Genomic DNA, 26,988 nt, shown 5'->3' with positions numbered 1-26,988 from the left:
AAAACTATTTAATAAGTAGATCTCATTGCTTCTTGCTCAACCAATTCCATAAATTTTTGTACCACCTGATTATTATTTTTCTGGCTGCTGAGTTTTAACATAGCTCTGCCAACAAAATTAACTCCTTTGTTTTGGCCCTCATAAATAAATTTCGTGTGCATATCATCAACCTTAACTAATGTAAATGTAAGAGTAATTTCAAATGCATTTCCTAATACAAAGGCAATTTTCTTCAATTTCTTGCTCTCATAATCTTCATAGGCTAATGTTTCGACAATATAGGTTTCCACACGTTTTCCTTCACGATATTTCTGCTGATGTTTTGCCCCCACTTCTCCTTCCATCTTCTCAACTAATTTATGTTCTTCGACTTTCGGCATAATTTTCTTAATGTTTTTATCTGAAAACAGTTCCCACACCTTTTCAATATTAGCTTTAATAGTCATTTCTTCTTTCCATTGAATCATCCATTTTCCTCCTTTCCAGATACAAGAAATTCATCAATCTCTTCGATTCGTTGACGAAGATTTTCAATCTGCATCTTTATCTTTTCTCTTTTTTGGATTAATAAATCTTCTAAATGAGCGAATGACTCATCCTCCATCACAGAAAGCATCTCCTGTACTGTAAAACCAAATCCTCTCAGTTTTACTAATAGTATTGCAAGGAAGTAGCTCCCATCATCGTAATAACGATAGTTATTATTCGGATCTATAAATGCAGGTTCGAGTAATTTAACTTCTGCATAATATCGTAAAGTTTCTTTACTTAATCCAGTCATCTCGGTAAACTCACTTATTTTATACATCCTTATCCTCCTCGGATATATAATAAACCGTGTGGTACACCACACGGTCAATAATTATTTTTCATTATTTCTTTTTTCGGTACATCCAATCCTTCATCAAAAAAAATTGCCCAATTCTTCAATAAGAAAAGGCGATCCACTTTGCTGCAATCGCCCCCGATTGTCGAAAAAGAAAATTCCGCATTTTTCACCTAATCATACTTATTCATCCAGAATCCTAACACTTCACTTTGTTGTGAGTGATATCTCTCTATACCATCAGTCCAAAATGACTGATTACAATGTGTCTTTGTTATTTGTAATTCACTGTATATAATTTCTATCTCGCTTGCACCCGAAAAAGACCCATTTCCACTTTGATGAACGCATTGCTTATCTATAGGCGTTCTTTTTCCGTTTTCATCGACATAATAATATTTGTCGGTTACAACTCCATAGGACACATTTGGTGTTGAAGTGAATGAAGCTCCATATATATAAATATCAGTGTCTTTTAGTGCCTCTAGAGCTAACTCAGTTACTGGAACAACTGTGTACTTTCCCTCTTTTTTTAGTTTTGGTTCATTCGGTACATCATAGAAAACCGTAATAGAACCTTCAAAGCCTTCTGGAATAAGGTAAATGTTATCGGAAGTTTTCTCTTTTTCAAAAATTGAACAACCGCTTAATGTTCCTACTAATAAAAACGCGAATAACAGTTTCACTTTTTCACTCTTTTCATTTTTTCTCTAATTATATTAAGATTGTTGTGAAACCAAACTAATTTACTCGTTAGTTAAAACAATCACTTTTAAAACCAAAAAATTCTTTTGCTATTCCACAATCGCCCCCGATTGTTGAATAGTTATGGGATTCAAAATGCACGGGCAATTTCACTTTAGGTCCTTTAATTTTTTAAGTAATCTAAAATAGAAATACTCAGCCAAAAATGTACCAATGAACATTGTTCCTACAATAGATGAAATCACTTCAGGTGAGAAATTAAAAGTAGTGTAATGCAGAATAATCAAAGTTAGAAACACGATTAACAAAGTGAATCTAAACTGCCTCTCAGTTTTCTTAATTAGATTTATGACGTTCATCAATTCACCTCATTCATTTGTAATTGTCTTTCCTAATTAACTGGCACTAAGTGTAAACGACCCTTCCAATAAAGGAAGACGATACTTTAATAAGCAATCGCCCCCGATTGTGTAATAAGGATTTGATTTATATTCCAAGGCAATAATCTAAAAATCTTTAGAAGATAGTTCCTTTAAATAAGAAGAAATTTTAGATAGCTCAATAAGTATCATATACAGAGTCCCTATAATAACTCCTAAGAAAAGTCCAATTTCACCTACTATAAAAGTACCAATTGAACTAAATAATGCAAAAACAAAAATTATTTTAACCTTTTCCTCATTACTCAAAGTATTTTCCTCCTGATGTCTTACTCATTTTTTATTTTTTTGAATTTCAACAAAAAGAGCATTAATCGTTCTTTAATTAATGCCCCCTTTACTTGAAGAACTAATATATTATTTATGGTACTCCATCAACCAACAATCTTGATAAATCCCCTCGTGAAGTTCTCGATTTGGAAGTACCTTTACTTTTTTAAATCCACATTTCTCATAACATTTTATCGCCCTATTATTTCTTGTTTGAGGGTCCATAACTATTCGGTCTGCTTTTTGTTGTTCGAGCAAAAATCTAATCATTGATGTAACAAGTAATGTTCCAATTCCTTTGTTCCAATAATCTATTTCTCCAATAAATTGGTCTGTTCCATAAACATTTTCGTTTAAATATCCATATTCTTTTTTAGTTTTATCATCTAATTGATAGTATTGGATATAGCCGATTACTTTGCCTTCATACTCTACAATACATTTAACTTCTTCATCATCAGTAGCATAAAAAATTTCTTTCACCTTGTTTAAATCAAAAGGATTATCCCTGCCTTCATAGAACTCAAGAACCGACGGGTCTGATAGCCATTTTGCTAACAAGACATTATCTCCATCTTCTAATTTCCTAACTTTTAAATTCTCATTATGAAACAACATAATAGCATTTCCCCATCTCTATTTACACTCTTTTAAGAAATAATTCCTCTAATGAGTTATTCATTTAAACTGCACAATTACTCAATCAGAAAAGGCGATCCACTGTGCTGCAATCGCCCCCTATAATCGAAGAGAGTGGTTCATTTTAGTTCAGTTAGATAAGAGCTTGTTTCAGTACAAAAATTATTAAGCCACAAATTACCGATACTCCCACGAAAGACCCAAAGAAAAATACCGGTGAGACTGTTCTCCCAAACTCTACTTCGTTTGGAAGTTCATTAACACTCTCCCACGCACTATCTATATCTGGGACATATCTTTTAGTTTTTATATATCCCATTACAAACGTGATTAGAAAATAAATCAAATGAACAATTACAGAACCTATAATTGCTTGCATTATTGTACTCAACCCTTTACACCACCATTATAGAATTATATTTAGTCAAAGCTGACCTCTTATAAAATCATAAACTTATCCTAATCAGTTATTCCATTTAGCTACCCATTGCTTCAAAAAAAGGCGATCCGCTTTGCTGCAATCGCCCCCGATTGTCGAGTATAATCGAGGAATTTACATTGACTGCCGCTTAATATTCTTTCTCATTGGAAAATAAACGATGGTTAAAATCAATCCTATTATAAAAGTTAAAAATGGAAATATTAGAGGAAAGAATATTGTAGGATACGCTTTTAAATCATTTGTGTAAAAACCGATGTAGTAAGGAACAACTCCTCCTGCGTTAAGCAACTCAGTTTGCAAAGCATCTCGTTCGGTAAAACTAAAAGAATCACTTTCAACGTTTCCTTCTTCATCTATAGCATAAAGTAAGTAATTTAATTTTTCTTCTGGTACCCATCCAACTAAATCTCCATTGGGCATTTCCCTTATTGTTTCTTTCGTTTTCTTTAACAGTATTATAAATTGATTTTTATTATTCTTTCTGTCATATAAAGTTATATATGCAACCTCACCATAATATCTATTTAAACCTATATCATCTACTCTTATTGGATGGTTTTTTAAATTAGCAAGTACCTTTCCATCCAGCTCCAACGATAAGTCAGCAGATTTTATTTGGTTTCCCCAAGGATCTATGTAACTTTTCGACTCTTTTATAGTTTCTTTAATCTCTATTAAACGACCATTAAAATTAAAGATTGAATCCGGTGGCTGGTAGGAATCAGGTGTTTCTTCTATTTCTCTAACATCAACAATTTCATATTGCTCACTCATTTTTCTGGTATGTATAAACTCCATAACCAGTTCTGTACTAGTCGGAAGTGAAGTTAAAAACAAAATTGCGCCTATGATAAAAACAGATAATTTTTTTGTCACATTCATACTCCTCATAAAATATTAGACCCATAATGTTGTTCAATTAAACTGCCCTTTAACGGAATAACTAATATTTCCATATTAACACAATCAAACTTCGTTCCGCTTAAATATGTTAAATGAATTAACACATCACTTTAATAGTTAATATATGTGAGAATTACTTTACGATTTTCAGTTTTCACTTCTGAATTGAACCCTTTAGGAAAAACTGGTTTGTTAGATTTCTTTAAAATACATGTAAGAATAAGAAGAACTCAACAGCTCTACAGCGAATGACGCCACAAATGGAGTAACCATCACACGGAAAGTGGCAGCACTACGGCGAATGACGCCACAAATGGAGTAACCATCACACGGAAAGTGGCAGCACTACGGCGAATGACGCCACAAATAGAGAAACCATCACGCAAAAGTGGCACCACTACGGCCGATGACGCCACAACTGGCGAACCCATCACGCGAAAAGTGGCACCACTACGGCGAATGACGCCACAAATAGAGAAACCATCAGGCAAAAGTGGCACCACTACGGCCAATGACACCACAATTGGCAAACCCATCACGCAAAAAGTGGCAACACTACGGCCAATGACACCACAATTGGCAAACCCATCACGCAAAAAGTGGCAACACTACGGCCAATGACACCACAATTGGCAAACCCATCACGCAAAAAGTGGCATCACTCCGAGAAGAAATTATTGCCACTCGCACAAAAAAATCCGGACCTATTCCAGTCCGGATTTTTCTTGTTCCAACTCCCTTTTTCCCCAGTCTCATTTAAGATAATGGAGCAGAAAGTCTATTCTATTTACGCTTTTACAGTAATCTTCTCAAGCGGCTTCGCATTTCCGTAAACCGGGTAGTCACGTTTCACAGGTGCTGCCCATTTTGCTGCGTTTACGAGCACTTTTTGTACTTCTTTGTTGTGGTACGTCGGGTATGTTTCATGTCCCGGGCGGAAGTAAAAGATTTTACCGTTTCCTCTTTGGTATGTGCAGCCTGAACGGAAGACTTCTCCGCCTTCGAACCAGCTGACAAATACGAGTTGATCCGGTGCCGGAATGTCGAAGTGCTCGCCGTACATTTCTTCTTTTTCGATTTCGATGTACTCGCTGATGCCTTCTGCAATCGGGTGAGATGGATCAACGACCCATAGGCGCTCTTTGTCATCTGCTTCGCGCCATTTCAAGTCGCAGGATGTGCCCATAAGCTTTTTGAAGATTTTAGAGAAGTGGCCTGAGTGAAGAACGACAAGTCCCATTCCTTCAAGAACACGCTTTTGTACGCGTTCAACGATTTCGTCTGATACTTCGTCGTGTGCAAGATGTCCCCACCAGAAAAGAACGTCCGTGCTGTTTAATACCTCTTCTGTCAATCCGTGCTCAGCCTCATCAAGAGTAGCAGTCGAAGCGTCGTAACCGTTTTCTTTCAAGAACCCGGCAATGGCTCCGTGAATGCCTTCAGGATAGATGTCTGCTACAACCGGATTTTTCTGTTCGTGTCTGTTTTCGTTCCAAACTGTGATTTTCATAGTAGTAATCTCCTTATTTTTTGAGTAGTTAATTAAATCTTTCTTTTTCCAATATACAATAATTTCACCTAATAGAGAAAAATTATTTTATTGATCCTTTCATGACTCCGCTGATGATCCATTTTTGTGCAAATACATAAACGAGAATCATCGGAACAAGAGCCAGAAGGTATGATGCAAATGCTAGATTATAATCTGTGCTGAACTGCGACTGGAAAATATACTGTACAAGCGGCAGTGTCGCCATATCGCTGTCACTCAGGACGACAAGCGGCAGCAGGAAGTCATTCCAGGCGCCAAGGCACGTCAGGATTGCAACCGTTGCGTTCATCGGAGCAAGCAGCGGGAAAATAACTTTCCAGAACACGCCCCAGGTTGATGCCCCGTCCACAATCGCAGCCTCTTCAAGTTCCTTTGGAATCGACCTGATATAGCCTACATAAATAAAGATGTTAAACGATAAATTGTAGACAATGTACAGAATCACAAGTCCAATCAGATTATCCATATTCCACAGCGCTGTCTGCCTTACAATCGGCAGCATGATAATCGGGAAAGGAATAAACATGGCGCTCACAAAATAGTAAAACGTAAATTTATAAAACTTCTTATGCATGTTGCGTGCAATCGCATAGGCGACCATGGAGTTTGTGAGTACCGTGAAAATCACGACGAGCACAGTGACAAACACGCTGTTTTTCAATGCATTGAAGAAATTCGTCATTTCAATCGCCTGGGCAAAGTTTGAAAGCGACCAGTTCTGCGGCAGAGCAAGCAGATTGCCGGCAAGCTCCTGCGGGGTTTTAAAGGCAATTGTAACCGTCAGATACAGCGGAAACAGGATAAACACGGCACCGAGTATCAATAGGATGGTCACTGGCCAGTTCGTTTTCTTGCTGATCATCCGTTCCCCACCTCTCTTTTTTCAAGAATTTTAAGCTGGAAGATGGAAAAGACGACAATGACGATAAAGTAGATCACGGCATTTGCCGACTGGTACGCAAATTCCCCGCCCTGGAATCCGCCTCTGTAAATCAGGAGCGAAATCGATTCCGTAGACTGACCCGGACCTCCGCCCGTAAGCGCGATGATCTGGTCAAACACCATCAGGAAGCCTTTCATGGAAAGAATCATGTTGATGGTGAAAAACGGCGCAATGAGCGGAAACGTGATTTTCCAGAACTTCGTCCAGATCCCTGCTCCATCAATACTTGCAGCTTCATACAGGTCTTCTGTAATCGTAACAAGACCCGCAAGATAAAGAATCGTATTAAAAGCTATTGCCTGCCAGACCGCCACGATGACGATTCCAATCCAGGCAAGGTTAGGATCACCAAGAATGTTTTTGGACAGTGCTTCTATTCCGAGCCCTCCTGCGATATCAGGCAGGAAGTGGGTAAAAATAAAATTAAAGATAAATCCGACGATCAGAATGCTGAGGATGTAAGGCATAAAATACACGGCTCTCAGCGTTTTGCGGAACTTAATTTTTGCATTCAGCCCCATCGCGATCAAAAGACTGAAGAAGTTGACAAGAATCGTTGAGATGATCGCAAACTGAAACGTGAAGCCGTATGCGTGAAGCGCCCGTTCATCCTTAAAGACGTTCAAGTAGTTTTTTAGACCGACGAAATTCCATTCTCCGTAGCCTCTCCAGTCGGTGAAGCTGTAGAAGATCCCCTGGAGCGCAGGGTACGTGTGAAAAATGAAGAACAGGAGAACGGCCGGTATGGTCATGATCATAAACACTTTTTCTTTGTTGCTCATTTTGGTTTCATCTCCAATGCTTTAAGATTCGGGTCCCGCTTTTAGCGGTCCTCAACCTTCTCCCATTCTCTGTCCATCTTTTTCAGGAATGCGTCTTTCTTTTTGCTGATTAAAAATTCCTGAAGAATGTTTTCTGCTCCCATTCCAGCAGGATAGTAATGGTCTTGGAAGCTTGTGATTTTATCCTGTTCAAAGTTTTCTTTGATTCCCTCAAACACGGGGTCTTCCTGGTAGACACCATCAATGGCTGAAAAGGCCTTCTGTTCATCGATGTATCTCTTCACTGTTTCTTTTTCCAGCATAAACTGCAGGAACCGCTCTGCTTCTTCCTTGTGCTCACTGTCCTTGCTCACAGAAAGCAGGACGTCAACTCCTGAAATCAGCTTGTTTTTCTCAAAATCGTTCGTTACCGGCATCGGGAATACGCCAAGCTCCATGTCCGGATTTGCTTTTAAAATCTCCGGGATGGCCCAGTTTCCCTGGATGTACATGACGCCCTCGCCATTTGCGAATGCGTTGTTTCCATCGCCGTAAGCTGTACCGAAGTTATCATCGTGGCCGTATTCGGTAAGAGTAAGCAGTTTATTCGCCACTTCGTCATAGCTTTTGACAAAAGACGTTTTTCCTGAGCTTTTTTCCTGGGCAAACTCTTCACCCGCAAGCACCCCGCCAAGTGAGTTGAGGGAGATCATGCCGGTCCAGGCATCTTTAAGCGTAAAGTAGATCGGAATCTCTCCAGCTTCCTTTGATTTTTCAAGAACGGAGATAAATTCATCCCATGTCTTTGGAACTTGGAGGCCTAGCTCTTCGAATTTCTGTTTGTTATAAATGACCGTATTTGCATTGGTCGCATAAGGAAGTCCGTAAACACCGTCTTTTTCGGGTCCCACAAGCCTGTCGATCATCTCAAGGTAAGAGGGCTGAACGGAATCAATCAGGTCAGAATCACTGAAATCCTCAAGCACACCCGCTCTCCCAAGCTCCCCGTAAGTCGCGTTCCCCGCAATCAGCATCACATCTGGTATATCGTTTTTGATCAGCTTTGTGCGCAGAACGGTTTCTGCCTCAGGAGGAGAATCGAATTTAACGTTGATATCTGGATTTTCTGATTCAAATTCTTCAATCAGACCCTTATATGTATTGATGTTCTCTGACTTATTTGAAAAGAGGGTGAGCGTCGTTTTTCCGTCCTCGTTTTCACCCGATGAACAACCTGCAAGGATAGATGCGCTGAGCGCAATGCCAGCTGCAAAAATCGTCCATTTCTTTCTAATTCCCATCGCCTCCCCGTAGTAACTAATTTGAGTAAACGTTTACTCAATCCTCCAAAAAAAGAAACGTAAACGTTTACGTAATGGTGTAAAAAAGAGAAGAGAGCTAGCTCTCCAGTTTCAAAACGCTGTTTCTCTCAGCAATGGAATGCGGCATGATCCGGCTTTCAATCAGTTCATCGCCATCCATCAAATCAAAAATCATTTGAGCCGCTTTTTCCCCCATTTCATAAAATGGCTGGGCTAGCGACGTAAGAGGCGGAATCGTCATGTCTGCAATCTTTAAATTGTCATAGCCGATTATGGAAAGATCATCCGGCACCCGTATTCCAAGCCGGTAGGCGGAAGAAATCGCACCAACAGCGATATCGTCGCTTGCTGCAAAAACAGCTGTTACATCAGGAAGCTGCTTCTTCAGCAGTTTCAGCCCTTCTGTTCCGTCCGAGAACTTAAAACCTTTCATTCGTGCTATAAAGCTGTCATCAGCGGGAAGCCCGTAATCGCTCATGGCATCCAGGTAGCCTTCAATTCTCGGCTTCCCTGCAATCATGTCCTGATCATTGCCGCTGATCATTCCGATCCGTTTATGGCCTTGTTTAATCAAATACTGCACAGCCGCATAGGCCGCGCGCCTGTCATCCACTTTTACATAAGGCACGGGATATGCCCGCGATTCTGTAGAGAGGAGCACGAGCGGAATATTCATCTTCTGAATAAACTCGTAGTATTCTTCTTTTAAAATTTCACTTGTGAAAATAATGCCGTCTACACGTTTTTCATTCAGCAGCTGCAAATATTTCATCGTTTTTAGACCGTTTGATTCTGTATGGCAGACAATCACACTCGATCCAAGCTCGTGTGCCGTCTTCTCAATGCCTGCCAGCAGCTCTGTAGCAAGCATGCTTGAGAGCGCGGGAAAAAGAACGCCGATGGTCGAGGTTTTCTTGTTGATCAGCCCTCTTGCAATCGCATTTGGATGATAATCAAGCTCCTCAATGGCTTTGAGGACTTTTTTCTTCGTCTGTTCTGAATAGCCCTTCTGATTGTTGAGAATTCTGGATACCGTTGCAATTGAGACATTTGCCTTCTTTGCAACATCCTTTATGGTATAAGCCATTTCCCACCTTCTCTCCCGCTCTGCCTTAAGAGTAAACGTTTTCGTAAAATGATCGTACCATCAAATGAAAGCATTTACAATATCTTTTTTTTACATGAAAAAGAGCCCTTTGAAAGGACCCTTATTTTTCCCATAGAAAACGGCCGACTTCTGCATCCACCTGTTTGTTTTCATGGAGACCATTATGAGTTGCTTTTTTTGAAACGACAACATGCTCCCGGTACTGGCTCTTTTTAAGATAATCGCCAAAGGCTGTAGCACTTTGAACAGAAACGAGTCCGTCGCCATCTTCTTTTTCACTGATTTTTCCTGCCAGTGAGTAAACCTTAGTGCGGGGATCGAAAGCATTTTCTTCTGCATAGAGCTCCTGCAGGGCTTTTGAACCTGCAATCAGATCGTGTTCTTTTTCGTTGTACCGTTTTTCAAACACTTCCCTCTCAATGCCTTTAAACGGCGTTCCGATGGTCACAAGCTTTTCAACTTTCGGAAATTCTTTTTCCTGCTTTGTTTCCTGAATATAATTGACTGAAACGAGGCCCCCCATAGAATGAGCGACAATGTTGACCTTGTCATAGCCGTATTCTTCCTTCAGCAGCTTCATGATGTTACCGAGCTCAACACTCGTATTTTCAAAATCGGCGTCGTTATCCTCGAAGTACACCTGTATCATAGGGCGTTCAGCTTTTGTGATGTTTAGAGGTGTACATGCTGCCGTCCCTTTTTTGGATGTGCAGATATGCGTTTTTTCACCCCATTCATAGTCTGACTGAAAGCGGTCGAGCATGCCCTCGAACGAATTCACGGTTCCTCTGTATCCGTGTATAAAGACAGTCGGCGTCTGTTCGTCGCTCGCCCGGGTAGGCTCGTCCGGGCCCAGCACCTGAATGATCAGGATTGTTAAAAGAATGGCGGCTGCTGCGAATAAAGCGATATTTTTTTTAGAAGTCATAAAAAGTCCTTTCTTGACCTGGCTGTAAGGTTAAAATATACCCCAGGCTGCATGCGCATAAACTGGAAGGTTCATCCTGACGCTAACCACTATCTTTTGCTTCTTTCGCCTGTTTTAGGCGATAATAAAAGAAAGATTTGAAAGAGGAAGGTATTTGCTATGAAAAAACGGACTGCAGCTTTGCTGATTATGGCTTTTATGATTTTGTCTGCCTGCAACCGCCCGCAGATGAATAATGAAGAATACAGCATGCAGAGCATTTATAATGGAACATGGGTCGACAGAGTGAAAGTAAAGGAAGAAGGTAATTTTCTGATTGTGAACTTCCCTGAGGACGGGGGCCAGCTTGCTGAACTAACTCTCGGTTTAAAATCGAAGGACCGCAAAATTCTCAAGGAGCACAAAACAAAAACGACCATCCGCGGCAATGGCGATGGCCCGTTTACGATTGAAGTTCCTGCTCTCGAAAAACCTGTCGAAGGGACCATTTCCCTCCGCGGCGACGAAATCGTCGTCAGCATCAGCGGCCTGAATGAAAAACAGGAAAAAGAACTTGGCCTTCATAACGGCACAAGGCTTTACAGCAAAGTTGAATATGAGCTGAAATAGAAAATTCATGAAATCCGGCAGAAAGCAGCCGGATTTTTTATTTGATGCAAATATATGCTCTGTTTATTTGTTCTGCGTCAGAAAATACAGAAACCAGACAGCATGATTCTGCTCATCAAAAGCAGCCCTTCTAAATGCTTCTTTAATGTATGGCGTGCTGCCGCTGTCTGAAATTGTGTGGTAAAAGTCGACCGTTTCTTGTTCATCTTTAATTGCAGCGTTCAGTCCTGAAAGGTAATCTGCCGGGCATTCTTCGGTTTGTTTCGGACTGTATGGCTGGCCGGTCAGACTTTGATAGATGCCTGCAAAGGTCTGATAGTGTTTTGCCTCATCCTGCCTGATTTCCTGAATTGTCTTTTTCTCTTCAGGTGTTTTTGCCTGGATGGCAAGCTTTTCATAACACTGGATGGCATTGTATTCGCCTTCCAGCGCTTTAGCGATATTCTTGATTTCATCCTGATTCTGCCTGTAATAATCGTAGTAATACATAACTCCCTCTCCCCCTTAGAAGGTCACTGTTCATAATATATTTTTCAAATGGGGGATTATGCCTGTCAAAGATCGTTCGGGACTTTGTAGAGGTAGAAGCCGATGATGACCGCCCATAGGCTCAGAGAAAAATAATCATCAAGCTTCAATGTCCCAAAGTAAAATTTAGCCTCTTTTAAAAAATCTGACAGGTCTATACCCTGCAGCAGATCCAGTCCAATGGCCATTCCGAATAATCCGCAGAAGCTGAGCAAGCCAAAAAGGATTTTTTTAACCACTTTTGCCACCTGCCGCCTGCCGCTTTGCAAGGAAATCTTTTATCAGGAGAGATGCAAGCAGCAAAACCGGAAGTCCAATCTGAAACGGGAGATGAAGGTAATAAGGCACGACCCTGATTCCCTCCTCTATATGCTCGATATAATCAGGCGCAATCAGCACGGAAAGCAGGATGACGAAAATCCCGAATGTCAGGGAAATTTGCTTCATCGTCAGTGTGGGCATCGTCTCCTCGGCAATTCTCGTTGCTCCGTAAAAAAAGATAAATACCTTCATAAATCCTGTGACAATCATCAGGATGACCACGAACGAATCCAGTCTCTCAATGAAATCGGAAATGCTGACAAGCGATACGCTTGTAAGAATTGGAAACATTGATCTTTCAACCATCGCCGGCCCAAGAACGGCTACATGCAGAAAAGCTGTCGTTGTTAAAACGAATGTTACAAGGAGCAGGGATACGAATGTCAGTTTTACCGCCTTATGTTTTTTGTCGAGAAGAGGATAAATCATTAGAAAAACAACCATTTCTCCGTAAGGAAATGTTAAAACAGTCGGAAATGCAGCATTCCAGACAGGCATCCATCCGTTTCCAAGGACAGGCTTTACATACTCGAGATGCACCAGGTTTGATAGAACTTCAAAGAGAATAATCACAACAAACGGCGCCCAAATGAGAACGAATAGAATGATGTTCAGCTTAGCAACAACTTGAAACGATTTTAAGGAGAAGTAGATGACGCACAGGATCATAAAACTGTTGATTACGATCATGGATGTATCGTCGTAGGCGGAAATGATCAGGAGCTCCCCGAAATCTCTGAGAACCCTTGCAGATATGTACAGAAAATAAAGCATATAAGCAAAACTGAAGACCATGCCCGCATATTTTCCAAAGCCCTTTTTTAGCTGGTTTGACAAGGTCAGTTCGGGATTTTTTTTCATTAGGACCAGGTAAAGGACAATGACCGGTATGGACAAAGTAAAGCCAAGAAGAATGGCAATCCACGCATCCTGCTTGGCTCCCTTCGCCGCATCAAGCAAGATGGCGCTTCCGATTTCAAATATAAAAATAGTAACGAGCAGCTGATTAGCTGTAATCGAAGGCCTTTGCATAGTATCGATCCTTTAGTTTGAATTTGTAATGTTGCCTGTACGTTTAATTTCCGCCTCTGCTTCTACACGGACTTCCGCCTCAGAGAAAAGTTCTGGCCACGAATCCTTTACACGTTTCCATTGATCCGGTTTGCTTCTGTAAAGCACATCGTTGAACCCGTATATGTCTGTCTCCTGTTCCTGAGCCTCTTTTAAAGCAGCCTCGACTTCTTCCTCTATCTTTTTTTCCAATTCTTTTTCATAGCCCGTAATGATTTGTTTTTTAGTCATCTCCTTATTCGGACAGCCCAGACCGTCAATCTCTCCCTCAGCTTTTATGGAGATGCTCAGTTTTGCCTTGCCTTTTTCAACTGAAGTTTCTTTTTTGGTTTTTGCATACATGATCTTGATGGCTGTCTGATTTTCTTCATCACATGGAAGCATGACAAAAGCCTGCTTAATCCGGTTTTCAAGAAACAGGACACTGCGCTTATGCTCATCCTTCATCCAGTACAGTAATTTTCCGCCTTGGTCAAAAACAGCAAGACCTGACACAAGACTTGATTTAGGAGCTGCCTGCTCCAGATTTTCTTTTGTTGATGTTTTTTCTGTATAGTGAGGAGAGATGACACCGCTGATGATAGGGAACGTAGCTTCGCTGTCTTTTTTCACGAGAAAATCTTTGATAGTGACCGTCATCGTCGTTCCAAAGCCTTCTTCGTTCATTTTAAGCTTCCCTTTAATAGAATAAGCAGGAAGCTTGTTAATCATCGTGAGTGAATTCAGAATATGAAAAGCAGATTCTTTTTTTGCGATTACAATCGGAACGTTTTCTCGGATTTCCGTTTCCCGTTCAAGGGTATCAAGCAGAGGAAAAATCCCTCTTTCTGCAAGATCCTGCCCGACAACAATCAGGGCTATATGCGTGTAAAACGCTGTCCGGGACACTTGTCTTGCTGCATTTTCGAGTGCTTCTACAAAGGTTGGCCCGACACCTGTGTAGTTAACAATCGGAATGGATGAAGTGCCGCTTGTAGCACCGGTTATTGTAATGATTTCACTTGGATCAGCAATCTGCATGGTCACCTGATATCCTGTGTCCTCATAAACGTCCACTCCCAAAGAAAGAATCAGGGCAAGCTCATTCAATTCTCTCTGCGTTCCGCAGCTTGTCAGCAGCAAAAGACAGCAGAACATGATCATCACCTTTTTCATAGAACATTCTTCCCGACTTTATTGGATGATTGGTAGGTAAAATACGGTTTATCGAGTGATTTCAAGCTCATCAAGTGTCCAAAAAGAACCATCATGGCAAGAAGCAGACCGTAGAACCCGAGAAAATATGAAACGAACATAAAGATAAAACGCAGCAGCCTTGCAGTAGTAGCCAGGCTGTAATTTGGCGTTGTAAAGCTTGAAATCGCCGTAATGGATACAACGATGACGACAGCAGTCGACACAAGACCCGCTTCAACAGCTGTCTGGCCGATAACAAGCGCGCCGACAATTGATACGGCCTGGCCGATGGCTCTTGGCATCCGGATCCCTGCCTCCCGCAAGATTTCAAAGGTGGTTTCCATGAATAGCGCTTCAATCAAAGATGGGAAAGGAATGCCCTCTCTCTGTGCATAAAGGCTGAGCAGCAGGCTGTTTGGGATCAGTGCCTGGTGATGGGTAACGAGACCAATATAAATGGATGGTGCAAACAGGGACAGGAAAAAAGCGAAATAACGAAGGCCCTGCATGATTTTATCGATATTGAACTGCTGAAAGTAATCTTCAGTCGTTTGAAAAAAACTTCTGAATTCGACTGGACAGTATAAAACAAACGGCGTCCCGTCAACAAAAATCGCAATTCTTCCTTCCAGAAGATTAGTGACAATTTCATCCGGCCTCTCTGTGTGGCTGATGACGGGAAAAGGGGTCATCTGTTTGTTCTGAATCATCTTTTCAATATAAGCAGACTCGATAATAATATTGGGATCTTTCGCCTCAAGTTTTTCTTTTAGGGACTTCAGCGCTTTTTGATCCACTTTGTCATGTATGTACATCAGCTCCACATTTGTATGGGAGTACTTTCCTTCTTCAAGCTTTTCAAGGCACAGCTCTGCACTTTTCAGCCGCTTTCTGATCAGGGACGTATTTACCCGGATTTCTTCTATAAAACTGTCTTTCGGCCCCCGGATAACCGTTTGGGAGGTAGGTTCGGAGATTTCCCGCTTATCCCCTCCTGCAGTCGCTGCAGTTAAGCCGAGAGCAATTTGATCAAACAGCAGGATTGTGTTTCCGCCAAGAAGCTCCTGCATGATGTTCTCCCACTTTGTTTCGATATTAATGGAATCAATGGCAAGAATGGATTCCTTCAGTTCTTTCACAAATTCAGCTGATGCGTACTTTTGTTTGGCAGCAAGCGAATCAATCAGCGGCTTCAGCATAAATTCATACACTTTAAGGTCATCGGAAATGCCCTCAATCCTGAGCATGACCCCGCTTATGCCGGAATGCTGAAACGATTGAATTCTATGGATGATCAAGTCAGCGTTGATTTTGGCAAATGACTCGATATAATCCATATTTTCTTTTAAAACGCTTGAGATGGATCCTTCTTTTATGGTCATGTAACCACCGCATTTTTTTTCGTTAGTATGTGTTTTTCCTGCTAAGTTATGTACAGATACCCTGTTTTTAACAATTAAGAGAACTTTAAGGTTTTCATAACGGGAGAGAAAGCTTGGAGTGATAGACTGTATGAAAATGGATGAGGAGCTGGATCTTTTGAAGAATTTTTTATGGTGGGTATCGACTGCAGCGTGTCTGCTGCTGTTATCAAGACATGTTGGATTGTCATTTGTAAATGATTATTACTGGTGGATTGCCTCTGTCTTTATCGCTGCACTTCTTGGTCAGTTCCTCTTCTGGGCTGCTGAAAAAAGAAAAGTGCCTGCCAAATAATTTTTCTTAACAAACACCCGGTAATGCATTATGGTAATGAGAGAAAGAAAGGGGGACATTCATTGTTTCAGAACTGCAAAGTATTATTGGTCGACGATGAAGAAGCAATACTAAAGCTCGTCCGGACCGTTATGCAAAAAGAAGGATTTACACATATAGATGAATGCCTGTCAGGCGCAGCTGCCCTGCAGGCCGTTGAAACAAAGGAATATGACTTGATCGTGCTTGATATCATGCTGCCTGATATCAGCGGATTTGATCTGTGTCCGCTGATCAAACAGAAAACGAATACGCCGATCGTGTTTCTGAGCGCCAAGAGCAGTGACCTTGATAAACTTTCCGGCTTCGCCTACGGAGCAGATGATTACATTACAAAACCGTTCAATCCTCTTGAGGTTGCAGCCCGCGCAAAAGCTCTTTTAAAACGGACGATGCCGCAGACCGCTAAGAAAACGGCAATTGAGGAAATCTATGAATATGACCGCTTCACCGTCAATGTGTCATCAGCCGAGCTATTCGTTGACCAAAAGCCTGTCGACTGTTCAGCCCAGCTGTTTCAGCTGCTGATCTTTTTCTGCAAGCACCCCAACCGGGTTTTTACAAAACATCAGCTCTATGAAAATGTCTGGAACGAGCATTATATGGTCGATGACAATACCGTCATGGTGCATATTCGCAAGCTTCGTGAAAAAATCGAAAAAAATCCAAGCCAGCCCTCCTACATAAAAACCATCCGGGGACTTGGCTATAAATTTGTTGATGATGGGCGAAGACAATGAATTTAAAAGGAAAGCTTACCCGTTTTTTTATTTTTCATATGATTGTCTGGTTTCTCCTCTTTATGACACTTGTCGGCATTTCGCTTGCCGTTTTGATCACGCAGGATTTTAACAACATGCTCGAAAAAGAAGTTAAGCGGATGGACCCCCTCTATATCGGAGATATCTTTGAAATGTCAGATGATAAAATCGCTCTTGACGACTCTGCCAAAAACGCCATAAAAAATCAGAACGGATGGCTGCAGGTCATTAATGAAAAAGGCAAGGTCGTCTACTCGTATTTAACACCTGACAACGTGCCGGCATCGTATTCTCTAAAAAACTTCTTTGACGATATTGATAAAGCATTCCATTATGACCAGACCTACTGGGTGCTTAACCAGGAGAAGGAATCGTATATTGTGCTTTACGGCAAGCACTCCGCAAATGCACACCTGATGACAAAGCTTGTGGAAGGCGGGATCCCTGCAGATGGAAAACCAGATCTTGCCGAGGAAGTCCGCAGCCTTTTTTCAGGCAAAAAAGCATGGCTCGCCGTCTATGATTCATCATCCAATCTGATCTATTCCTATAATGACAAAGGCAAGAAGCTTCCCCGCTATTTTGAAGTGATGGCATACAAGAAAGAACCTTGGAACCACAAGACGTCCTATTCAACCTATGCCGACCCTTCAACCGGATTTAAATACATTATCGGTTCGCCGAATAAGGAATATTTCCCGGATGAGCAATATGACAATTCACTGATGACAGCACTATTAAAGTGGATGATCATTTTTATTCTTTTTACTGCCGTTCTGTTTATCCTGATTTCCATCTGGTACTCGAATAAACTCGGCAAACCGCTGCTCCATATAATACTCTGGCTTGAAAACCTGGCGACCGGCAAATACGCCGAGCCTCTGACCAAACAGGGCATCCGGGCAAGCTCCAAGCAAAACGGGAAGCTGAGAAAATCATTTAAGATTTATCATGATATTATCTACTCACTGAACGTCCTGACCTCCAACCTCATACAGAAAGACAAAGACAGAGCGCTGATGGATGAAAAGAGAGAAGACTGGATTACCGGCCTTTCCCATGATTTAAAAACACCGCTGAGCTCCCTGTACGGTTATGCATACATGCTGGAATCACAGCAATATGACTGGTCAAAAGAGGAAGTCCGGGAGTTTGCCGGTATTATGAAAGACAAAGCAAGCTACATGACATCCCTGATCGAAGATTTTAATCTGACGTACAGACTGAAAAACAATGCCCTGCCGCTTGAAATACAAGAACAGGAAATGAATGAGACGATCAGAAGATCCATCGTGCATTTCCTGAACGATCCGATGTATCAGGACCGCGAAATCGATTACCGGGCTTCAGAAGAAGAGATTTTTTACCCGATCGACAAACGGTGGTTTCATCGCATAATTGAAAACCTTGCCGCCAACGCATATAAACATAATCCTCCATCAACAGAAGTGGAAATCTCCCTGAAAAAAGGAGAAGATTCCTTCTCTATCTTTATAAAAGATACAGGAGTCGGGATGGATGAGGCCACCCGGAACAATTTGTTTGACCGCTATTTCAGGGGAACCAATACAGAAGAATCCACGAAAGGCACAGGCCTAGGCCTTGCAATTGCCAAACAGCTCGTCCACGCACACAACGGCACAATCAGCGTTTGGAGCGAAACCGGCAAAGGTACCGTGATTCACCTAGAATTCCCTCTGTCTCCTGATAAGAAAAAAGAGGAGCAGGATCGGTAATATATTGGAACACGCTGTTTTTTTAAACGGCGTGTTTTTTTAATAAAAAATTTACTTCTCCTGGCAATTTGCTGTAAGCTGAAAACAGGAACTCAAATAAGGAGGAAACCGTATGACAGAAACAGTGAAAAAGGAATTGTCGCAAGAAGAAGAAAGCACTCTGCTTGAAACTCTGACTGAACGATTCGAGCAAAACATGAACAGGCATCCCGGTCTGGAGTGGGCAGCCGTTCAGGCAAAGCTGTCTGCAAGTCCTGAAAAAATGTGGTCGCTGCATGAAATGGAACGAACAGGCGGAGAGCCGGATGTGATTGCGTTTGAGGATGGTGAGTACCACTTCTGTGACTGCTCAGCTGAAAGTCCAACTGGCCGAAGAAGCCTTTGCTATGACCGTAAAGCCCTTGATGCACGCAAAAAGAACAAGCCGGAGAACAGCATCATGGACCTTGCAGCTTCCATGGGCATAGAAGTATTAAACGAAGAGCAGTACCGCAGCCTGCAGGAATTTGGTCCTTTCGACAGAAAAACATCAAGCTGGATCCAGACACCGGCTGCTATTCGCAATCTCGGAGGCGCCTTATTCTGCGATTACCGCTACGGTCATGTTTTTGTGTACCATAACGGTGCAGATTCCTACTATGCTGCGAGAGGATTTCGCGGGTTATTGAAGGTTTGAGATTAAAGAATACATGATTAAGGCCATCTGCGTGAAGATGGTCTTTTTTGGGGTTTGGGCTTTAATAATGTGGAGATTCGTTAACGAGCTTTGGAGCAGTTTTTAGATTGGAAGGTGAGATGTAAGTGTTCTATTCGGGGTTTTGGAACACTTTCCGGGGTGGCGTGTGAGGAGTAAGTGTTCTATTCGAAGCTTTGGAGCACTTTCAAGGGTGGAGTGGTGAGAGTAAGTGTTCTATTCCGGGCTTTGGAGCACTTTCAAGGGTGGTGGGGTGAGAGTAAGTGTTCTATTCCGGGCTTTGGAGCACTTTCAAGGGTGGTGGGGTGAGAGTAAGTGTTCTATTCCGGGCTTTGGAGCACTTTCAAGGGTGGTGGGGTGAGAGTAAGTGTTCTATTCCGGGCTTTGGAGCACTTTCAAGGGTGGTGGGGTGAGAGTAAGTGTCCATAATAACGTCCCAGATCGTTTTACAGTTTCGCAGGGTACGATTCCGGCGTTTGCTTACCCTCCCAAATCGTTTTACAGTTTCGCAGGGTACGATTCCAACGTTTGCTTACCCTCCCAAATCGTTTTACAGTTTCGCAGGGTACGATTCCAACGTTTGCTTACCCTCCCAAATCGTTTTACGGTTTCGCAGGGTACGATTCCGGCGTTTGCTTACCCTCCCAAATCGTTTTACAGTTTAGCAGGGTACGATTGCTCTCCATACCTATTATTCCCCGCGCATTTCCCATAATAAAGAGCGCAAATCCTCTGCGATTTGCACTCCAATTTTTCTATATGAATCTAACAGTCTATTGATATAAAAGAGCCGTAATTTCAGTCAGTTCCGCATCCTCCGCAATGGACTGGGCAGATTCGTCTTCACTCGTGACATAAAAAGGATCGGCTCCGGCTTTAATCAGTAGCTCAACCATGTCTGCATCTTCCTGGTATACTGCCGTGGTCAGGGGTGTTTGTCCGTAGCCGTCTTCTTGATTGATGTCTGCACCTTTTTCAATCAGCAGGTTGGCGAGATCAAGATTCCCAAGTGAGATGATGTCCACAGTGGCAATATCTCCTTCATCCGACTTCAGGTCCGGATCGGCTCCGTTTTCAAGAAGCAGGGCAATCATATCATCATAGCTTTCGGCTTCTTCTTCAAATTCAAGGTCGTAGTTCGCATAAACGGCATACATGAGAGCCGTCATGCCGGACTCATCCTGGACATTGACGTCCTCTCCCTGCTCAATCAGTTCGCGAGCACGGTCGTAGTCATTTTCAGAAGCAGCTGCCATCAGCTCGGTTGTTCCCTCGCTGTCAAGAACGAAGTCGCTGTATAGACTCGTAGTAGAAAGAAAACTGAATAGAACGGCCCCGCCTGCTCCAAGAAGGAGAACAAGAGCAACGGCACCGGCCAGACCTGCTTTAAAAAGAGCGGTCGTTTTAAACGATACAGCAGGATTCATCCCGCCAAATACCTGATTCAAACGGTAAATTCTCTTTGGCAGAGCTGGATGTGTTGAAATTTTTTCACTGAACCAGACGAAAAAATGTTTCTCCCTGCTGCTGTCTTCCAGATAGGCTTCTTCATTCACATGTTTGTATAGCTCAGGTCCCGCGGCAAGAAACGTCAGAGCACGTTTTGAAGCGCCAAGATCTTCTGTACAGGCATGTGCCATCGCATCACACGTATACTCGCATGCTCTTGAATAGGCACTTCCGAAAAACGGAACCCAATTTCCAAATAGCACAAGGAAATTTTTCAAAATATGATTTCTTTTAATATGGGCAAGCTCATGCGCAATGACAAAATCAAGTTCCTTTTGTGCACCTTTCACATGCAAATCGGCTATTCCAGAGTAGAGAGTCACCATGTTCTTGCCGAAAAATCGGGTGGCAAATGCATTCAGCATTCCATCTGACTGAACAATAAAAACATCCGGCAGCTTTTTCACCTGCATGACCTCAGCGATTTCCTTCACCCTTGCATGGATTTCAGGAAACTGCTTTTCTGTAACCTTCACACCATTCCCTCGAATGATACCTGTATTGATCCAGTGGGCAATCAGAGGAATAAGGATGAAAGGAAGCAGAATCAGGAGTCCTACACCTGTGAAAATAAACAATAAGTACATTGGAATTGTAACTAAAAGCAGCAATATAAAGTAAATCTCTTCTTTTCTATGAACGTAGACTGACATTTTCTCCTCCGTTATATGTGTTATGGACTATCCTATTTTACCTAGATTTCAAGAATATGGGAAGAGCTTTTTGGTTCCCGTTCAAAATAAAAAGCACTTCTCCTGTTAGAAGAAATGCTTTTACCTGAAAGCTTGCACCTAAGGAATCAATACCGTATCAATACCGTATCAATAACATGAATAACCCCGTTTGATGCCTCAATATCCGGCTTTACAACAGTGGAATTGTTCACCTTCACAGGGTCAAGAGTAATTGTCACTTCTTTCCCTGCAAGAGTTTTCGCTTTCATGCCGTCTTTCAGATCACTTGAAAGAACTTTTCCGGAGAGAACATGATACAGAAGAATATCTTTTAAGTCTTCTCTGTTCAATAATTCCTCCGCAGTAATATTCAAATCCTTCAGAAGCTTTTCGAATGCCTGATCTGTAGGGGCAAATACTGTGTATGGCCCTGCTTCCTTAAGGGTGCTGACCAAACCCGCTTTCTCCAGTGCTGCCGCAAGTATCTTAAAATCGCCTGCCGCTGCCGCTGTATCCACGATATCCTTCTCGCTGCCACCGCCGCCTGTTTCAGCAGCAAACGCACCTGTCGAAAACGAAAAGACCATCGTGAGAATCATCACGATCCCAAACCACTTCTTTTTCATAACCATTCCTCCTTTTAATAAATACATCTGCCAGCTTACGTCTGTAAGTGCCGCCATGAGTATTATTTTTCACAGGGAGGATTTTATACAAAAATTGGAACAAAAAAAGAAGACGGAATTCGTCCTCTTTTTTAGGCATACATCTGTTCTTCTTCTTTTCTGAAGAAGCCTTTCATCGCGTGAAACACATCGGCTTTTTGCTTGAGGATATAGTGGCGGAAACGTTCATCAGAGATATTTTTATAAGCGGACATGAGAGTAGAGTGGCGGTTGTACTGATTGACTTCCCCGTAGCCGAACATATTGGAAACCTTCATCAGCTCACCCACAAGCTTTACGCAGCGGGCGTTGTCGGAAGTCAGGTTATCACCGTCTGAAAAGTGGAAAGGGTAAATATTATAGCGGCTTGGCTGATACTTCTCTTCAATGATCTCAAGTGCTTTCCGGTAGGCAGATGAACAAATGGTCCCTCCGCTTTCCCCTTTAGAAAAGAAATCATCCTCTGAAACAACCTTCGCTTCTGTATGATGGGCGATAAATTCAATGTCGACCTTCTCATACTTCGAGCGGAGAAATCTTGTCATCCAGAAGAAAAAGCTCCTGGCCATATATTTCTCCCAGATTCCCATCGAACCGCTCGTATCCATCATCGCGATGACAACGGCACGGGATTCGGGCTTTGATACTTCATTCCATGTTTTAAACTTCAGATCCTCCGGGTAAATCGGATGAAACTTCGGTGCGCCGGACATCGCATTCCGTTTGTACGCAGAAAGCATGGTTCGTTTCTTATCGATATTCCCCATCAGCCCTGTTCTTCGAATATCATTAAACTCGATATTTTCTACAATAATCTGATCCATTTCTTTTCTCTTCAAATTAGGCAGCGCAAGTTCGCTGAAAAGAGCTTCTTCAAGCTCCAGCATGCTGACCTCTGCTTCGTAGTAATCTTCGCCTGCCTGGTCTCCTGCGCCCTGGCCTTTGCCCGGACCGTTCGCGTTCTGCGGAGAACCGTCGCGTGCGACAACATCCCCGACTTTGCTTTCCCCGTCCCCCTGGCCGACATGTTTGTTTTTATCATAATTGTATCTGATTTTATATTCATCCAGTGACCTGATCGGAATTTTCACTACATCTTTGCCGTTTGACATCACGATATTTTCTTCTGTAATCAAGTCAGGCAAGTTGCTCTTAATCGCTTCCTGAACCTTCTCCTGGTGACGTTTCTGATCATCATGGCCTTTGCGGTGGAGGGACCAATCTTCATTCGAAATGACAAAGTTGCGCCCATTTCCTATACTCATCTTCTACTCTCCCCCTCCAAAAATTATTTTGGAATGATTCTTCACCAAACTGCACCTATATACATACAATAGCTTTGGGTCGATTTCCGGTGTTGTTTAGATTACTCTATCCTATGCTGAAAAAAGAGATAATTGACAAATAATTTAGAAAATTAGGCTTGACCCTGTTAAAAATAGACAAGTCTCATGATGCATAATTATTTACATACACCTTGTCACTATTCACAACGGTCGCCGTATTCCGGTATTCCTCTCAAATCTTCCTGCATATTTTTGTAAACTGATCGGAATGAGCGAGATAAAGGACAGAAAAAAAACTCTCTGGCACAAATGTGTCAGAGAGTTCTATTTGTCTTCTTTGTGCTGAACCGGATCAGGCCTTTTGCCTTCCTTCTCAAGTTCTTTGTTCGTTTTCATATGTTCCATAATTTTGGAGTGCTCGACCAAATCCTTCATGTCGCGCACCATTGTGCCGTTTTCTGTTTCCGTCTCAGTCTTCTTTGTCATGAAAACCACCTCCGATGCTTCTAGTTTTCCCGCCGGAGGAAAAGTTGAAACATGATGGCTGCATCCTCTTTCTCTTTTTCAAAACAGAAAAGCCGGACTCCCATGCCCGGCTTTTCCCTTTATCTGTTTAAGAGACTTCCTACATACCGCAGCAGATCATTTGCAGACGTAGAATTGTAGCCGTGCTCATCAATGAGTCTCTTAACGACTTCATTGATTTTCTTCAGCTGCTGCTCATCCGGCGTTTTCGAAGATGTTGTAATCTTGACTACATCCTTCAGATCGGCAAACAGCTTTTTCTGTATCGCTTCACGGAGACGTTCATGCGAGTTGTAATCAAATCGTTTCCCTTTGCGGGCATAAGCTGAAATCCGGATAAGAATCTCTTCACGGAACGCCTTTTTCGCATTTTCGGAAATGCCGATCTGCTCTTCAATTGAGCGCATGAGCTTGTCGTCCGGATTCATCTCCTCGCCAGTCAGCGGATCGCGGATCTTATTTTTGTTGCAGTAAGCTTCCACGTTGTCGAGGTAGTTATCCATCAATGTTTTTGCAGACTCTTCGTACGAGTAGACAAACGCTTTTTGCACTTCTTTTTTCGCAAGATCATCATACTCTTTTCTCGCAACAGAGATGAAGTTCAAGTATCGTTCGCGGTCTTCATTCGAAATCGATGCGTGCTGATCCAGCCCCTCTTTCAGCGACCTGAGGACATCGAGCGCATTAATCGACGGGATTTCCTTGCGGATAATGGTAGAGGAAATCCGGTTGATGACATACCGCGGATCGATTCCGCTCATCCCTTCATCCACATGCTCCTTCTGCAGCTCTTCCACATCGACCGTGTTGTAGCCTTCCACATTTTCGCCGTCGTACAGGCGCATCTTCTTTACAAGATCAATATCTCCGCGCTTTGGATCTTTCAATCTCGTTAATATGGTAAACATCGCAGCAACCCGCATCGTATGCGGTGCAATATGAACATTTGAAACATCACTTTCCATAATCATTTTTTCATAGATTCGCTCTTCTTCAGAAACCCTCAGGTTATACGGCACAGGCATGACGATAATCCGTGAATGCAGTGCCTCATTCTTCTTGTTGGAAATGAAGGAGCGATACTCTGTTTCATTCGTGTGTGCAACAATCAGCTCATCGGCCGAAATAAGGGCAAATCTTCCCGCTTTAAAATTGCCTTCCTGTGTCAGAGAAAGCAAGTGCCAGAGGAACTTCTCGTCACACTTCAGCATCTCCTGGAATTCCATCATTCCTCGGTTTGCCTTGTTCAGTTCCCCGTCAAAACGGTACGCGCGCGGATCAGACTCTGAACCGAATTCCGCAATCGTCGAAAAGTCAATGCTCCCTGTCAAATCAGCTATATCCTGGGATTTTGGATCAGATGGGCTGAACGTTCCAATTCCGGTCCGTTTGTCTTCCGAGAAAAAGATCCGCTCAATCGTCACATCTTCAATCCGTCCGCCGTACTCCTGCTCAAGTCTCATCAGGTTCAAAGGCGAAAGATTTCCTTCGATCCGTATGCCGTATTCGTCAAAGAAGTCTTCTCTCAGATGATGGGGAATTAAATGCAGAGGATCCTCGTGCATCGGGCAGCCTTTAATGGCATAAACAGCACCGCGGTCAGTAAGGGAATACGACTCAAGACCTCTCTTCAGCATCGTTACAAGCGTGGACTTACCGCCGCTGACCGGCCCCATCAGCAGCAGGATCCGCTTGCGGACATCCAGCCGTTTGGCAGCAGGATGGAAGTACTCCTCCACAAGGCGTTCAAGAGAGTCTTCAAGCCCAAACAATTTATGATCAAAGAACTTATAGCGCTTTGACCCATTTTCTTCCTCTATACCGGCATCTTTGATCATATTGTAAACTCGTGAATGAGCCGATTGTGCAACCCATGGTTTCTCTTTCAGCATCTCTAAATACTCAACGAAGGTTCCTTCCCACTTCAGTCGCTGTTCATCTTCTCTGTACTTTTCAATTTTTTTTAAGATATCCATAAGGACCTCCTCCATCATTGGTGATACTTGAGCGCGATTAATACACTTTATGCGAGGATGTCCTTTAACATTCTAAAATTAATTAGAAAAGCACAGACAACTGTTCAACCCTTTCAGTCAGATAAGAAATACCTAAAAAAATGAAACCAATTTAAAGATATTTCACAAAATCCCCCCATTTTTATTCACATGCCTATAGGGATAAGCTATAATGAGACTATCTATGTAAGGGTCATCATTTACATAAAAGGGAGGAATTGCCGCGATGAAAACAGCATTAGTGCTAGGGGTATGCATTACATTTTTAGTTTCGATATTTACTGCAGGGTACAATGATAAGCCAGGCGTGAAAAAATAATAAAAAAAAACGGCCGCTTAGGTCGTTTTTTTTAGTAAGCCAGGATAATTCTGCTGTCTCAATGCCTCGTAAATCAAAATGGCAGCGGTGTTGGATAAGTTAAGAGAGCGCACGTTGCCGGTCATCGGCAGGCGCAGGCATTTTTCCATGTTGGCTGCAATGAGATCCTTCGGCAGGCCGGTCGTTTCTTTTCCGAACACGAAGAACGTGTCTTTTTCCACGCTGCTGTAGTCGAAGGTTGTATGGGGCTGTTCGCCGAATTTCGAGATAAAGTAGAAATCGCCTTGGGGGTAGGCTTCAAATAGTTCGTCGAGAGAATCGTGATACACGACGGTGACGAATTCCCAGTAATCAAGTCCTGCACGCTTCAGCATTTTGTCGTCTGTTGAAAATCCAAGCGGACGGATCAAATGCAGAACGGTGTTGGTTGCCGCGCAGGTGCGTGCGATGTTTCCTGTGTTAGCCGGGATCTCCGGCTGGTAGAGTACGACATGTAAAGCCACTT

Annotated in this window: 28 protein-coding genes; 5 read left to right on the top strand and 23 right to left on the bottom strand. The window is 42.5% G+C overall.

Features of this window, described 5'->3' with window-relative positions; translation table 11 throughout:
* Positions 1-8 precede the first annotated feature (8 nt).
* The 12 genes from ACK1LH_RS03460 to ACK1LH_RS03405 all read right to left on the bottom strand — a co-directional run bounded on the left by ACK1LH_RS03460 (position 9) and on the right by ACK1LH_RS03405 (position 10,839).
* Positions 9-467 (bottom strand): SRPBCC family protein, encoded by a 459-nt coding sequence (locus ACK1LH_RS03460; RefSeq protein ID WP_029285368.1) that lies wholly within the window; start codon positions 465-467, stop codon positions 9-11.
* Positions 464-808 carry a MerR family DNA-binding transcriptional regulator gene (locus tag ACK1LH_RS03455; RefSeq protein WP_411334501.1) on the bottom strand — a complete coding sequence of 115 codons (345 nt, stop codon included), beginning with the start codon at positions 806-808 and terminating at the stop codon, positions 464-466. Before ACK1LH_RS03455 ends, ACK1LH_RS03460 begins: the two co-directional genes overlap by 4 nt.
* A gap of 191 nt (positions 809-999) precedes the next feature.
* Positions 1,000-1,512: a DUF6843 domain-containing protein gene (locus ACK1LH_RS03450; protein ID WP_029567214.1), complete on the bottom strand. Its 513-nt coding sequence runs from the start codon at positions 1,510-1,512 to the stop codon at positions 1,000-1,002.
* A gap of 525 nt (positions 1,513-2,037) precedes the next feature.
* Positions 2,038-2,220 (bottom strand): hypothetical protein, encoded by a 183-nt coding sequence (locus ACK1LH_RS03445; protein WP_411334500.1) that lies wholly within the window; start codon positions 2,218-2,220, stop codon positions 2,038-2,040.
* A 108-nt stretch (positions 2,221-2,328) separates the two neighbouring features.
* Positions 2,329-2,859, bottom strand: coding sequence for a GNAT family N-acetyltransferase (locus ACK1LH_RS03440; RefSeq protein WP_411334499.1), 531 nt, complete (start codon positions 2,857-2,859; stop codon positions 2,329-2,331).
* A gap of 574 nt (positions 2,860-3,433) precedes the next feature.
* Positions 3,434-4,198, bottom strand: coding sequence for a hypothetical protein (locus ACK1LH_RS03435; RefSeq protein WP_411334498.1), 765 nt, complete (start codon positions 4,196-4,198; stop codon positions 3,434-3,436).
* An 814-nt stretch (positions 4,199-5,012) separates the two neighbouring features.
* Positions 5,013-5,735, bottom strand: a complete 723-nt coding sequence (locus ACK1LH_RS03430) for a ThuA domain-containing protein (RefSeq protein WP_029567207.1) — start codon at positions 5,733-5,735, stop codon at positions 5,013-5,015.
* 82 nt (positions 5,736-5,817) lie between these two features.
* Positions 5,818-6,639, bottom strand: coding sequence for a carbohydrate ABC transporter permease (locus ACK1LH_RS03425; RefSeq protein ID WP_029285398.1), 822 nt, complete (start codon positions 6,637-6,639; stop codon positions 5,818-5,820).
* A complete protein-coding gene (locus ACK1LH_RS03420; protein WP_029567206.1) occupies positions 6,636-7,502 on the bottom strand; it encodes a carbohydrate ABC transporter permease in 867 nt (288 codons plus the stop codon). Before ACK1LH_RS03420 ends, ACK1LH_RS03425 begins: the two co-directional genes overlap by 4 nt.
* A gap of 41 nt (positions 7,503-7,543) precedes the next feature.
* Complete coding sequence (locus tag ACK1LH_RS03415; RefSeq protein ID WP_411334497.1) at positions 7,544-8,782, bottom strand: ABC transporter substrate-binding protein; 1,239 nt, start codon at positions 8,780-8,782, stop codon at positions 7,544-7,546.
* Between the two features lie 97 nt (positions 8,783-8,879).
* Complete coding sequence (locus ACK1LH_RS03410; protein ID WP_411334496.1) at positions 8,880-9,890, bottom strand: LacI family DNA-binding transcriptional regulator; 1,011 nt, start codon at positions 9,888-9,890, stop codon at positions 8,880-8,882.
* A gap of 121 nt (positions 9,891-10,011) precedes the next feature.
* Positions 10,012-10,839 carry an alpha/beta fold hydrolase gene (locus tag ACK1LH_RS03405; RefSeq protein WP_029567203.1) on the bottom strand — a complete coding sequence of 276 codons (828 nt, stop codon included), beginning with the start codon at positions 10,837-10,839 and terminating at the stop codon, positions 10,012-10,014.
* 159 nt (positions 10,840-10,998) lie between these two features.
* On the opposite strand from ACK1LH_RS03405, the gene ACK1LH_RS03400 reads away from it, so the two are divergent.
* Complete coding sequence (locus ACK1LH_RS03400; RefSeq protein WP_029285408.1) at positions 10,999-11,448, top strand: hypothetical protein; 450 nt, start codon at positions 10,999-11,001, stop codon at positions 11,446-11,448.
* Between the two features lie 63 nt (positions 11,449-11,511).
* On the opposite strand, the gene ACK1LH_RS03395 is transcribed toward ACK1LH_RS03400, so the two are convergent.
* The 5 genes from ACK1LH_RS03395 to ACK1LH_RS03375 form a co-directional block, all read right to left on the bottom strand.
* Positions 11,512-11,937 carry a ferritin-like domain-containing protein gene (locus tag ACK1LH_RS03395; RefSeq protein WP_411334495.1) on the bottom strand — a complete coding sequence of 142 codons (426 nt, stop codon included), beginning with the start codon at positions 11,935-11,937 and terminating at the stop codon, positions 11,512-11,514.
* A 65-nt stretch (positions 11,938-12,002) separates the two neighbouring features.
* A complete protein-coding gene (locus tag ACK1LH_RS03390) occupies positions 12,003-12,215 on the bottom strand; it encodes a hypothetical protein (protein WP_411334494.1) in 213 nt (70 codons plus the stop codon).
* A complete protein-coding gene (locus ACK1LH_RS03385) occupies positions 12,208-13,329 on the bottom strand; it encodes a GerAB/ArcD/ProY family transporter (RefSeq protein WP_411334493.1) in 1,122 nt (373 codons plus the stop codon). Before ACK1LH_RS03385 ends, ACK1LH_RS03390 begins: the two co-directional genes overlap by 8 nt.
* A 12-nt stretch (positions 13,330-13,341) precedes the next feature.
* Complete coding sequence (locus ACK1LH_RS03380; RefSeq protein ID WP_411334492.1) at positions 13,342-14,523, bottom strand: Ger(x)C family spore germination protein; 1,182 nt, start codon at positions 14,521-14,523, stop codon at positions 13,342-13,344.
* Positions 14,520-15,926: a spore germination protein gene (locus ACK1LH_RS03375; protein ID WP_411334491.1), complete on the bottom strand. Its 1,407-nt coding sequence runs from the start codon at positions 15,924-15,926 to the stop codon at positions 14,520-14,522. Before ACK1LH_RS03375 ends, ACK1LH_RS03380 begins: the two co-directional genes overlap by 4 nt.
* A gap of 157 nt (positions 15,927-16,083) precedes the next feature.
* On the opposite strand from ACK1LH_RS03375, the gene ACK1LH_RS03370 reads away from it, so the two are divergent.
* From ACK1LH_RS03370 to ACK1LH_RS03355, 4 genes are all read left to right on the top strand, one after another.
* Positions 16,084-16,260, top strand: a complete 177-nt coding sequence (locus ACK1LH_RS03370; protein ID WP_411334490.1) for a hypothetical protein — start codon at positions 16,084-16,086, stop codon at positions 16,258-16,260.
* 62 nt (positions 16,261-16,322) lie between these two features.
* Positions 16,323-17,039 (top strand): response regulator transcription factor, encoded by a 717-nt coding sequence (locus ACK1LH_RS03365; protein WP_029285434.1) that lies wholly within the window; start codon positions 16,323-16,325, stop codon positions 17,037-17,039.
* On the top strand, positions 17,036-18,796 hold the full coding sequence (locus tag ACK1LH_RS03360) for a sensor histidine kinase (RefSeq protein ID WP_411334489.1): 1,761 nt from the start codon (positions 17,036-17,038) through the stop codon (positions 18,794-18,796). The genes ACK1LH_RS03365 and ACK1LH_RS03360 overlap by 4 nt, the downstream gene beginning before the upstream one ends.
* A gap of 112 nt (positions 18,797-18,908) precedes the next feature.
* The gene (locus tag ACK1LH_RS03355; RefSeq protein ID WP_411334488.1) at positions 18,909-19,472 is read left to right on the top strand and encodes a DUF4256 domain-containing protein; all 564 of its coding nucleotides are present in this window, start codon (positions 18,909-18,911) and stop codon (positions 19,470-19,472) included.
* Positions 19,473-20,263: 791 nt separating this feature from the next.
* On the opposite strand, the gene ACK1LH_RS03350 is transcribed toward ACK1LH_RS03355, so the two are convergent.
* The 6 genes from ACK1LH_RS03350 to trmL all read right to left on the bottom strand — a co-directional run bounded on the left by ACK1LH_RS03350 (position 20,264) and on the right by trmL (position 26,986).
* The gene (locus ACK1LH_RS03350) at positions 20,264-21,652 is read right to left on the bottom strand and encodes a M48 family metallopeptidase (RefSeq protein WP_411334487.1); all 1,389 of its coding nucleotides are present in this window, start codon (positions 21,650-21,652) and stop codon (positions 20,264-20,266) included.
* A 146-nt stretch (positions 21,653-21,798) separates the two neighbouring features.
* Positions 21,799-22,299 carry a fasciclin domain-containing protein gene (locus tag ACK1LH_RS03345; RefSeq protein ID WP_411334486.1) on the bottom strand — a complete coding sequence of 167 codons (501 nt, stop codon included), beginning with the start codon at positions 22,297-22,299 and terminating at the stop codon, positions 21,799-21,801.
* A gap of 131 nt (positions 22,300-22,430) precedes the next feature.
* The gene (yhbH, locus tag ACK1LH_RS03340) at positions 22,431-23,603 is read right to left on the bottom strand and encodes a sporulation protein YhbH (RefSeq protein WP_029285444.1); all 1,173 of its coding nucleotides are present in this window, start codon (positions 23,601-23,603) and stop codon (positions 22,431-22,433) included.
* 345 nt (positions 23,604-23,948) lie between these two features.
* Positions 23,949-24,110 carry a hypothetical protein gene (locus tag ACK1LH_RS03335; RefSeq protein WP_158001677.1) on the bottom strand — a complete coding sequence of 54 codons (162 nt, stop codon included), beginning with the start codon at positions 24,108-24,110 and terminating at the stop codon, positions 23,949-23,951.
* A gap of 119 nt (positions 24,111-24,229) precedes the next feature.
* Positions 24,230-26,125, bottom strand: a complete 1,896-nt coding sequence (locus tag ACK1LH_RS03330) for a PrkA family serine protein kinase (protein ID WP_411334485.1) — start codon at positions 26,123-26,125, stop codon at positions 24,230-24,232.
* 375 nt (positions 26,126-26,500) lie between these two features.
* Positions 26,501-26,986, bottom strand: coding sequence for a tRNA (uridine(34)/cytosine(34)/5-carboxymethylaminomethyluridine(34)-2'-O)-methyltransferase TrmL (gene trmL, locus ACK1LH_RS03325; protein WP_411334484.1), 486 nt, complete (start codon positions 26,984-26,986; stop codon positions 26,501-26,503).
* Positions 26,987-26,988: the final 2 nt, after the last annotated feature.

It is taken from the genome of Metabacillus indicus, assembly GCF_046603695.1.
GTDB lineage: Bacteria > Bacillota > Bacilli > Bacillales > Bacillaceae > Bacillus_P > Bacillus_P indicus.
The sequence above is the reverse complement of the archived record's forward strand: the minus strand, read 5'-3'. Positions and strand labels throughout refer to the sequence as shown.

Excerpts from the sequence above, each read along its gene's own strand:
- ACK1LH_RS03460 (WP_029285368.1), bottom strand. The coding sequence starts at position 467 with ATGATTCAATGGAAAGAAGAAATGACTATTAAAGCTAATATTGAAAAG.
- ACK1LH_RS03455 (WP_411334501.1), bottom strand. The coding sequence starts at position 808 with ATGTATAAAATAAGTGAGTTTACCGAGATGACTGGATTAAGTAAAGAA.
- ACK1LH_RS03440 (WP_411334499.1), bottom strand. The coding sequence starts at position 2,859 with ATGTTGTTTCATAATGAGAATTTAAAAGTTAGGAAATTAGAAGATGGA.
- ACK1LH_RS03430 (WP_029567207.1), bottom strand. The coding sequence starts at position 5,735 with ATGAAAATCACAGTTTGGAACGAAAACAGACACGAACAGAAAAATCCG.
- ACK1LH_RS03425 (WP_029285398.1), bottom strand. The coding sequence starts at position 6,639 with ATGATCAGCAAGAAAACGAACTGGCCAGTGACCATCCTATTGATACTC.
- ACK1LH_RS03420 (WP_029567206.1), bottom strand. The coding sequence starts at position 7,502 with ATGAGCAACAAAGAAAAAGTGTTTATGATCATGACCATACCGGCCGTT.
- ACK1LH_RS03415 (WP_411334497.1), bottom strand. The coding sequence starts at position 8,782 with ATGGGAATTAGAAAGAAATGGACGATTTTTGCAGCTGGCATTGCGCTC.
- ACK1LH_RS03410 (WP_411334496.1), bottom strand. The coding sequence starts at position 9,890 with ATGGCTTATACCATAAAGGATGTTGCAAAGAAGGCAAATGTCTCAATT.
- ACK1LH_RS03405 (WP_029567203.1), bottom strand. The coding sequence starts at position 10,839 with ATGACTTCTAAAAAAAATATCGCTTTATTCGCAGCAGCCGCCATTCTT.
- ACK1LH_RS03400 (WP_029285408.1), top strand. The coding sequence starts at position 10,999 with ATGAAAAAACGGACTGCAGCTTTGCTGATTATGGCTTTTATGATTTTG.
- ACK1LH_RS03395 (WP_411334495.1), bottom strand. The coding sequence starts at position 11,937 with ATGTATTACTACGATTATTACAGGCAGAATCAGGATGAAATCAAGAAT.
- ACK1LH_RS03385 (WP_411334493.1), bottom strand. The coding sequence starts at position 13,329 with ATGCAAAGGCCTTCGATTACAGCTAATCAGCTGCTCGTTACTATTTTT.
- ACK1LH_RS03380 (WP_411334492.1), bottom strand. The coding sequence starts at position 14,523 with ATGAAAAAGGTGATGATCATGTTCTGCTGTCTTTTGCTGCTGACAAGC.
- ACK1LH_RS03375 (WP_411334491.1), bottom strand. The coding sequence starts at position 15,926 with ATGACCATAAAAGAAGGATCCATCTCAAGCGTTTTAAAAGAAAATATG.
- ACK1LH_RS03360 (WP_411334489.1), top strand. The coding sequence starts at position 17,036 with ATGAATTTAAAAGGAAAGCTTACCCGTTTTTTTATTTTTCATATGATT.
- ACK1LH_RS03355 (WP_411334488.1), top strand. The coding sequence starts at position 18,909 with ATGACAGAAACAGTGAAAAAGGAATTGTCGCAAGAAGAAGAAAGCACT.
- ACK1LH_RS03350 (WP_411334487.1), bottom strand. The coding sequence starts at position 21,652 with ATGTCAGTCTACGTTCATAGAAAAGAAGAGATTTACTTTATATTGCTG.
- ACK1LH_RS03345 (WP_411334486.1), bottom strand. The coding sequence starts at position 22,299 with ATGAAAAAGAAGTGGTTTGGGATCGTGATGATTCTCACGATGGTCTTT.
- yhbH (WP_029285444.1), bottom strand. The coding sequence starts at position 23,603 with ATGAGTATAGGAAATGGGCGCAACTTTGTCATTTCGAATGAAGATTGG.
- ACK1LH_RS03335 (WP_158001677.1), bottom strand. The coding sequence starts at position 24,110 with ATGACAAAGAAGACTGAGACGGAAACAGAAAACGGCACAATGGTGCGC.
- ACK1LH_RS03330 (WP_411334485.1), bottom strand. The coding sequence starts at position 26,125 with ATGGATATCTTAAAAAAAATTGAAAAGTACAGAGAAGATGAACAGCGA.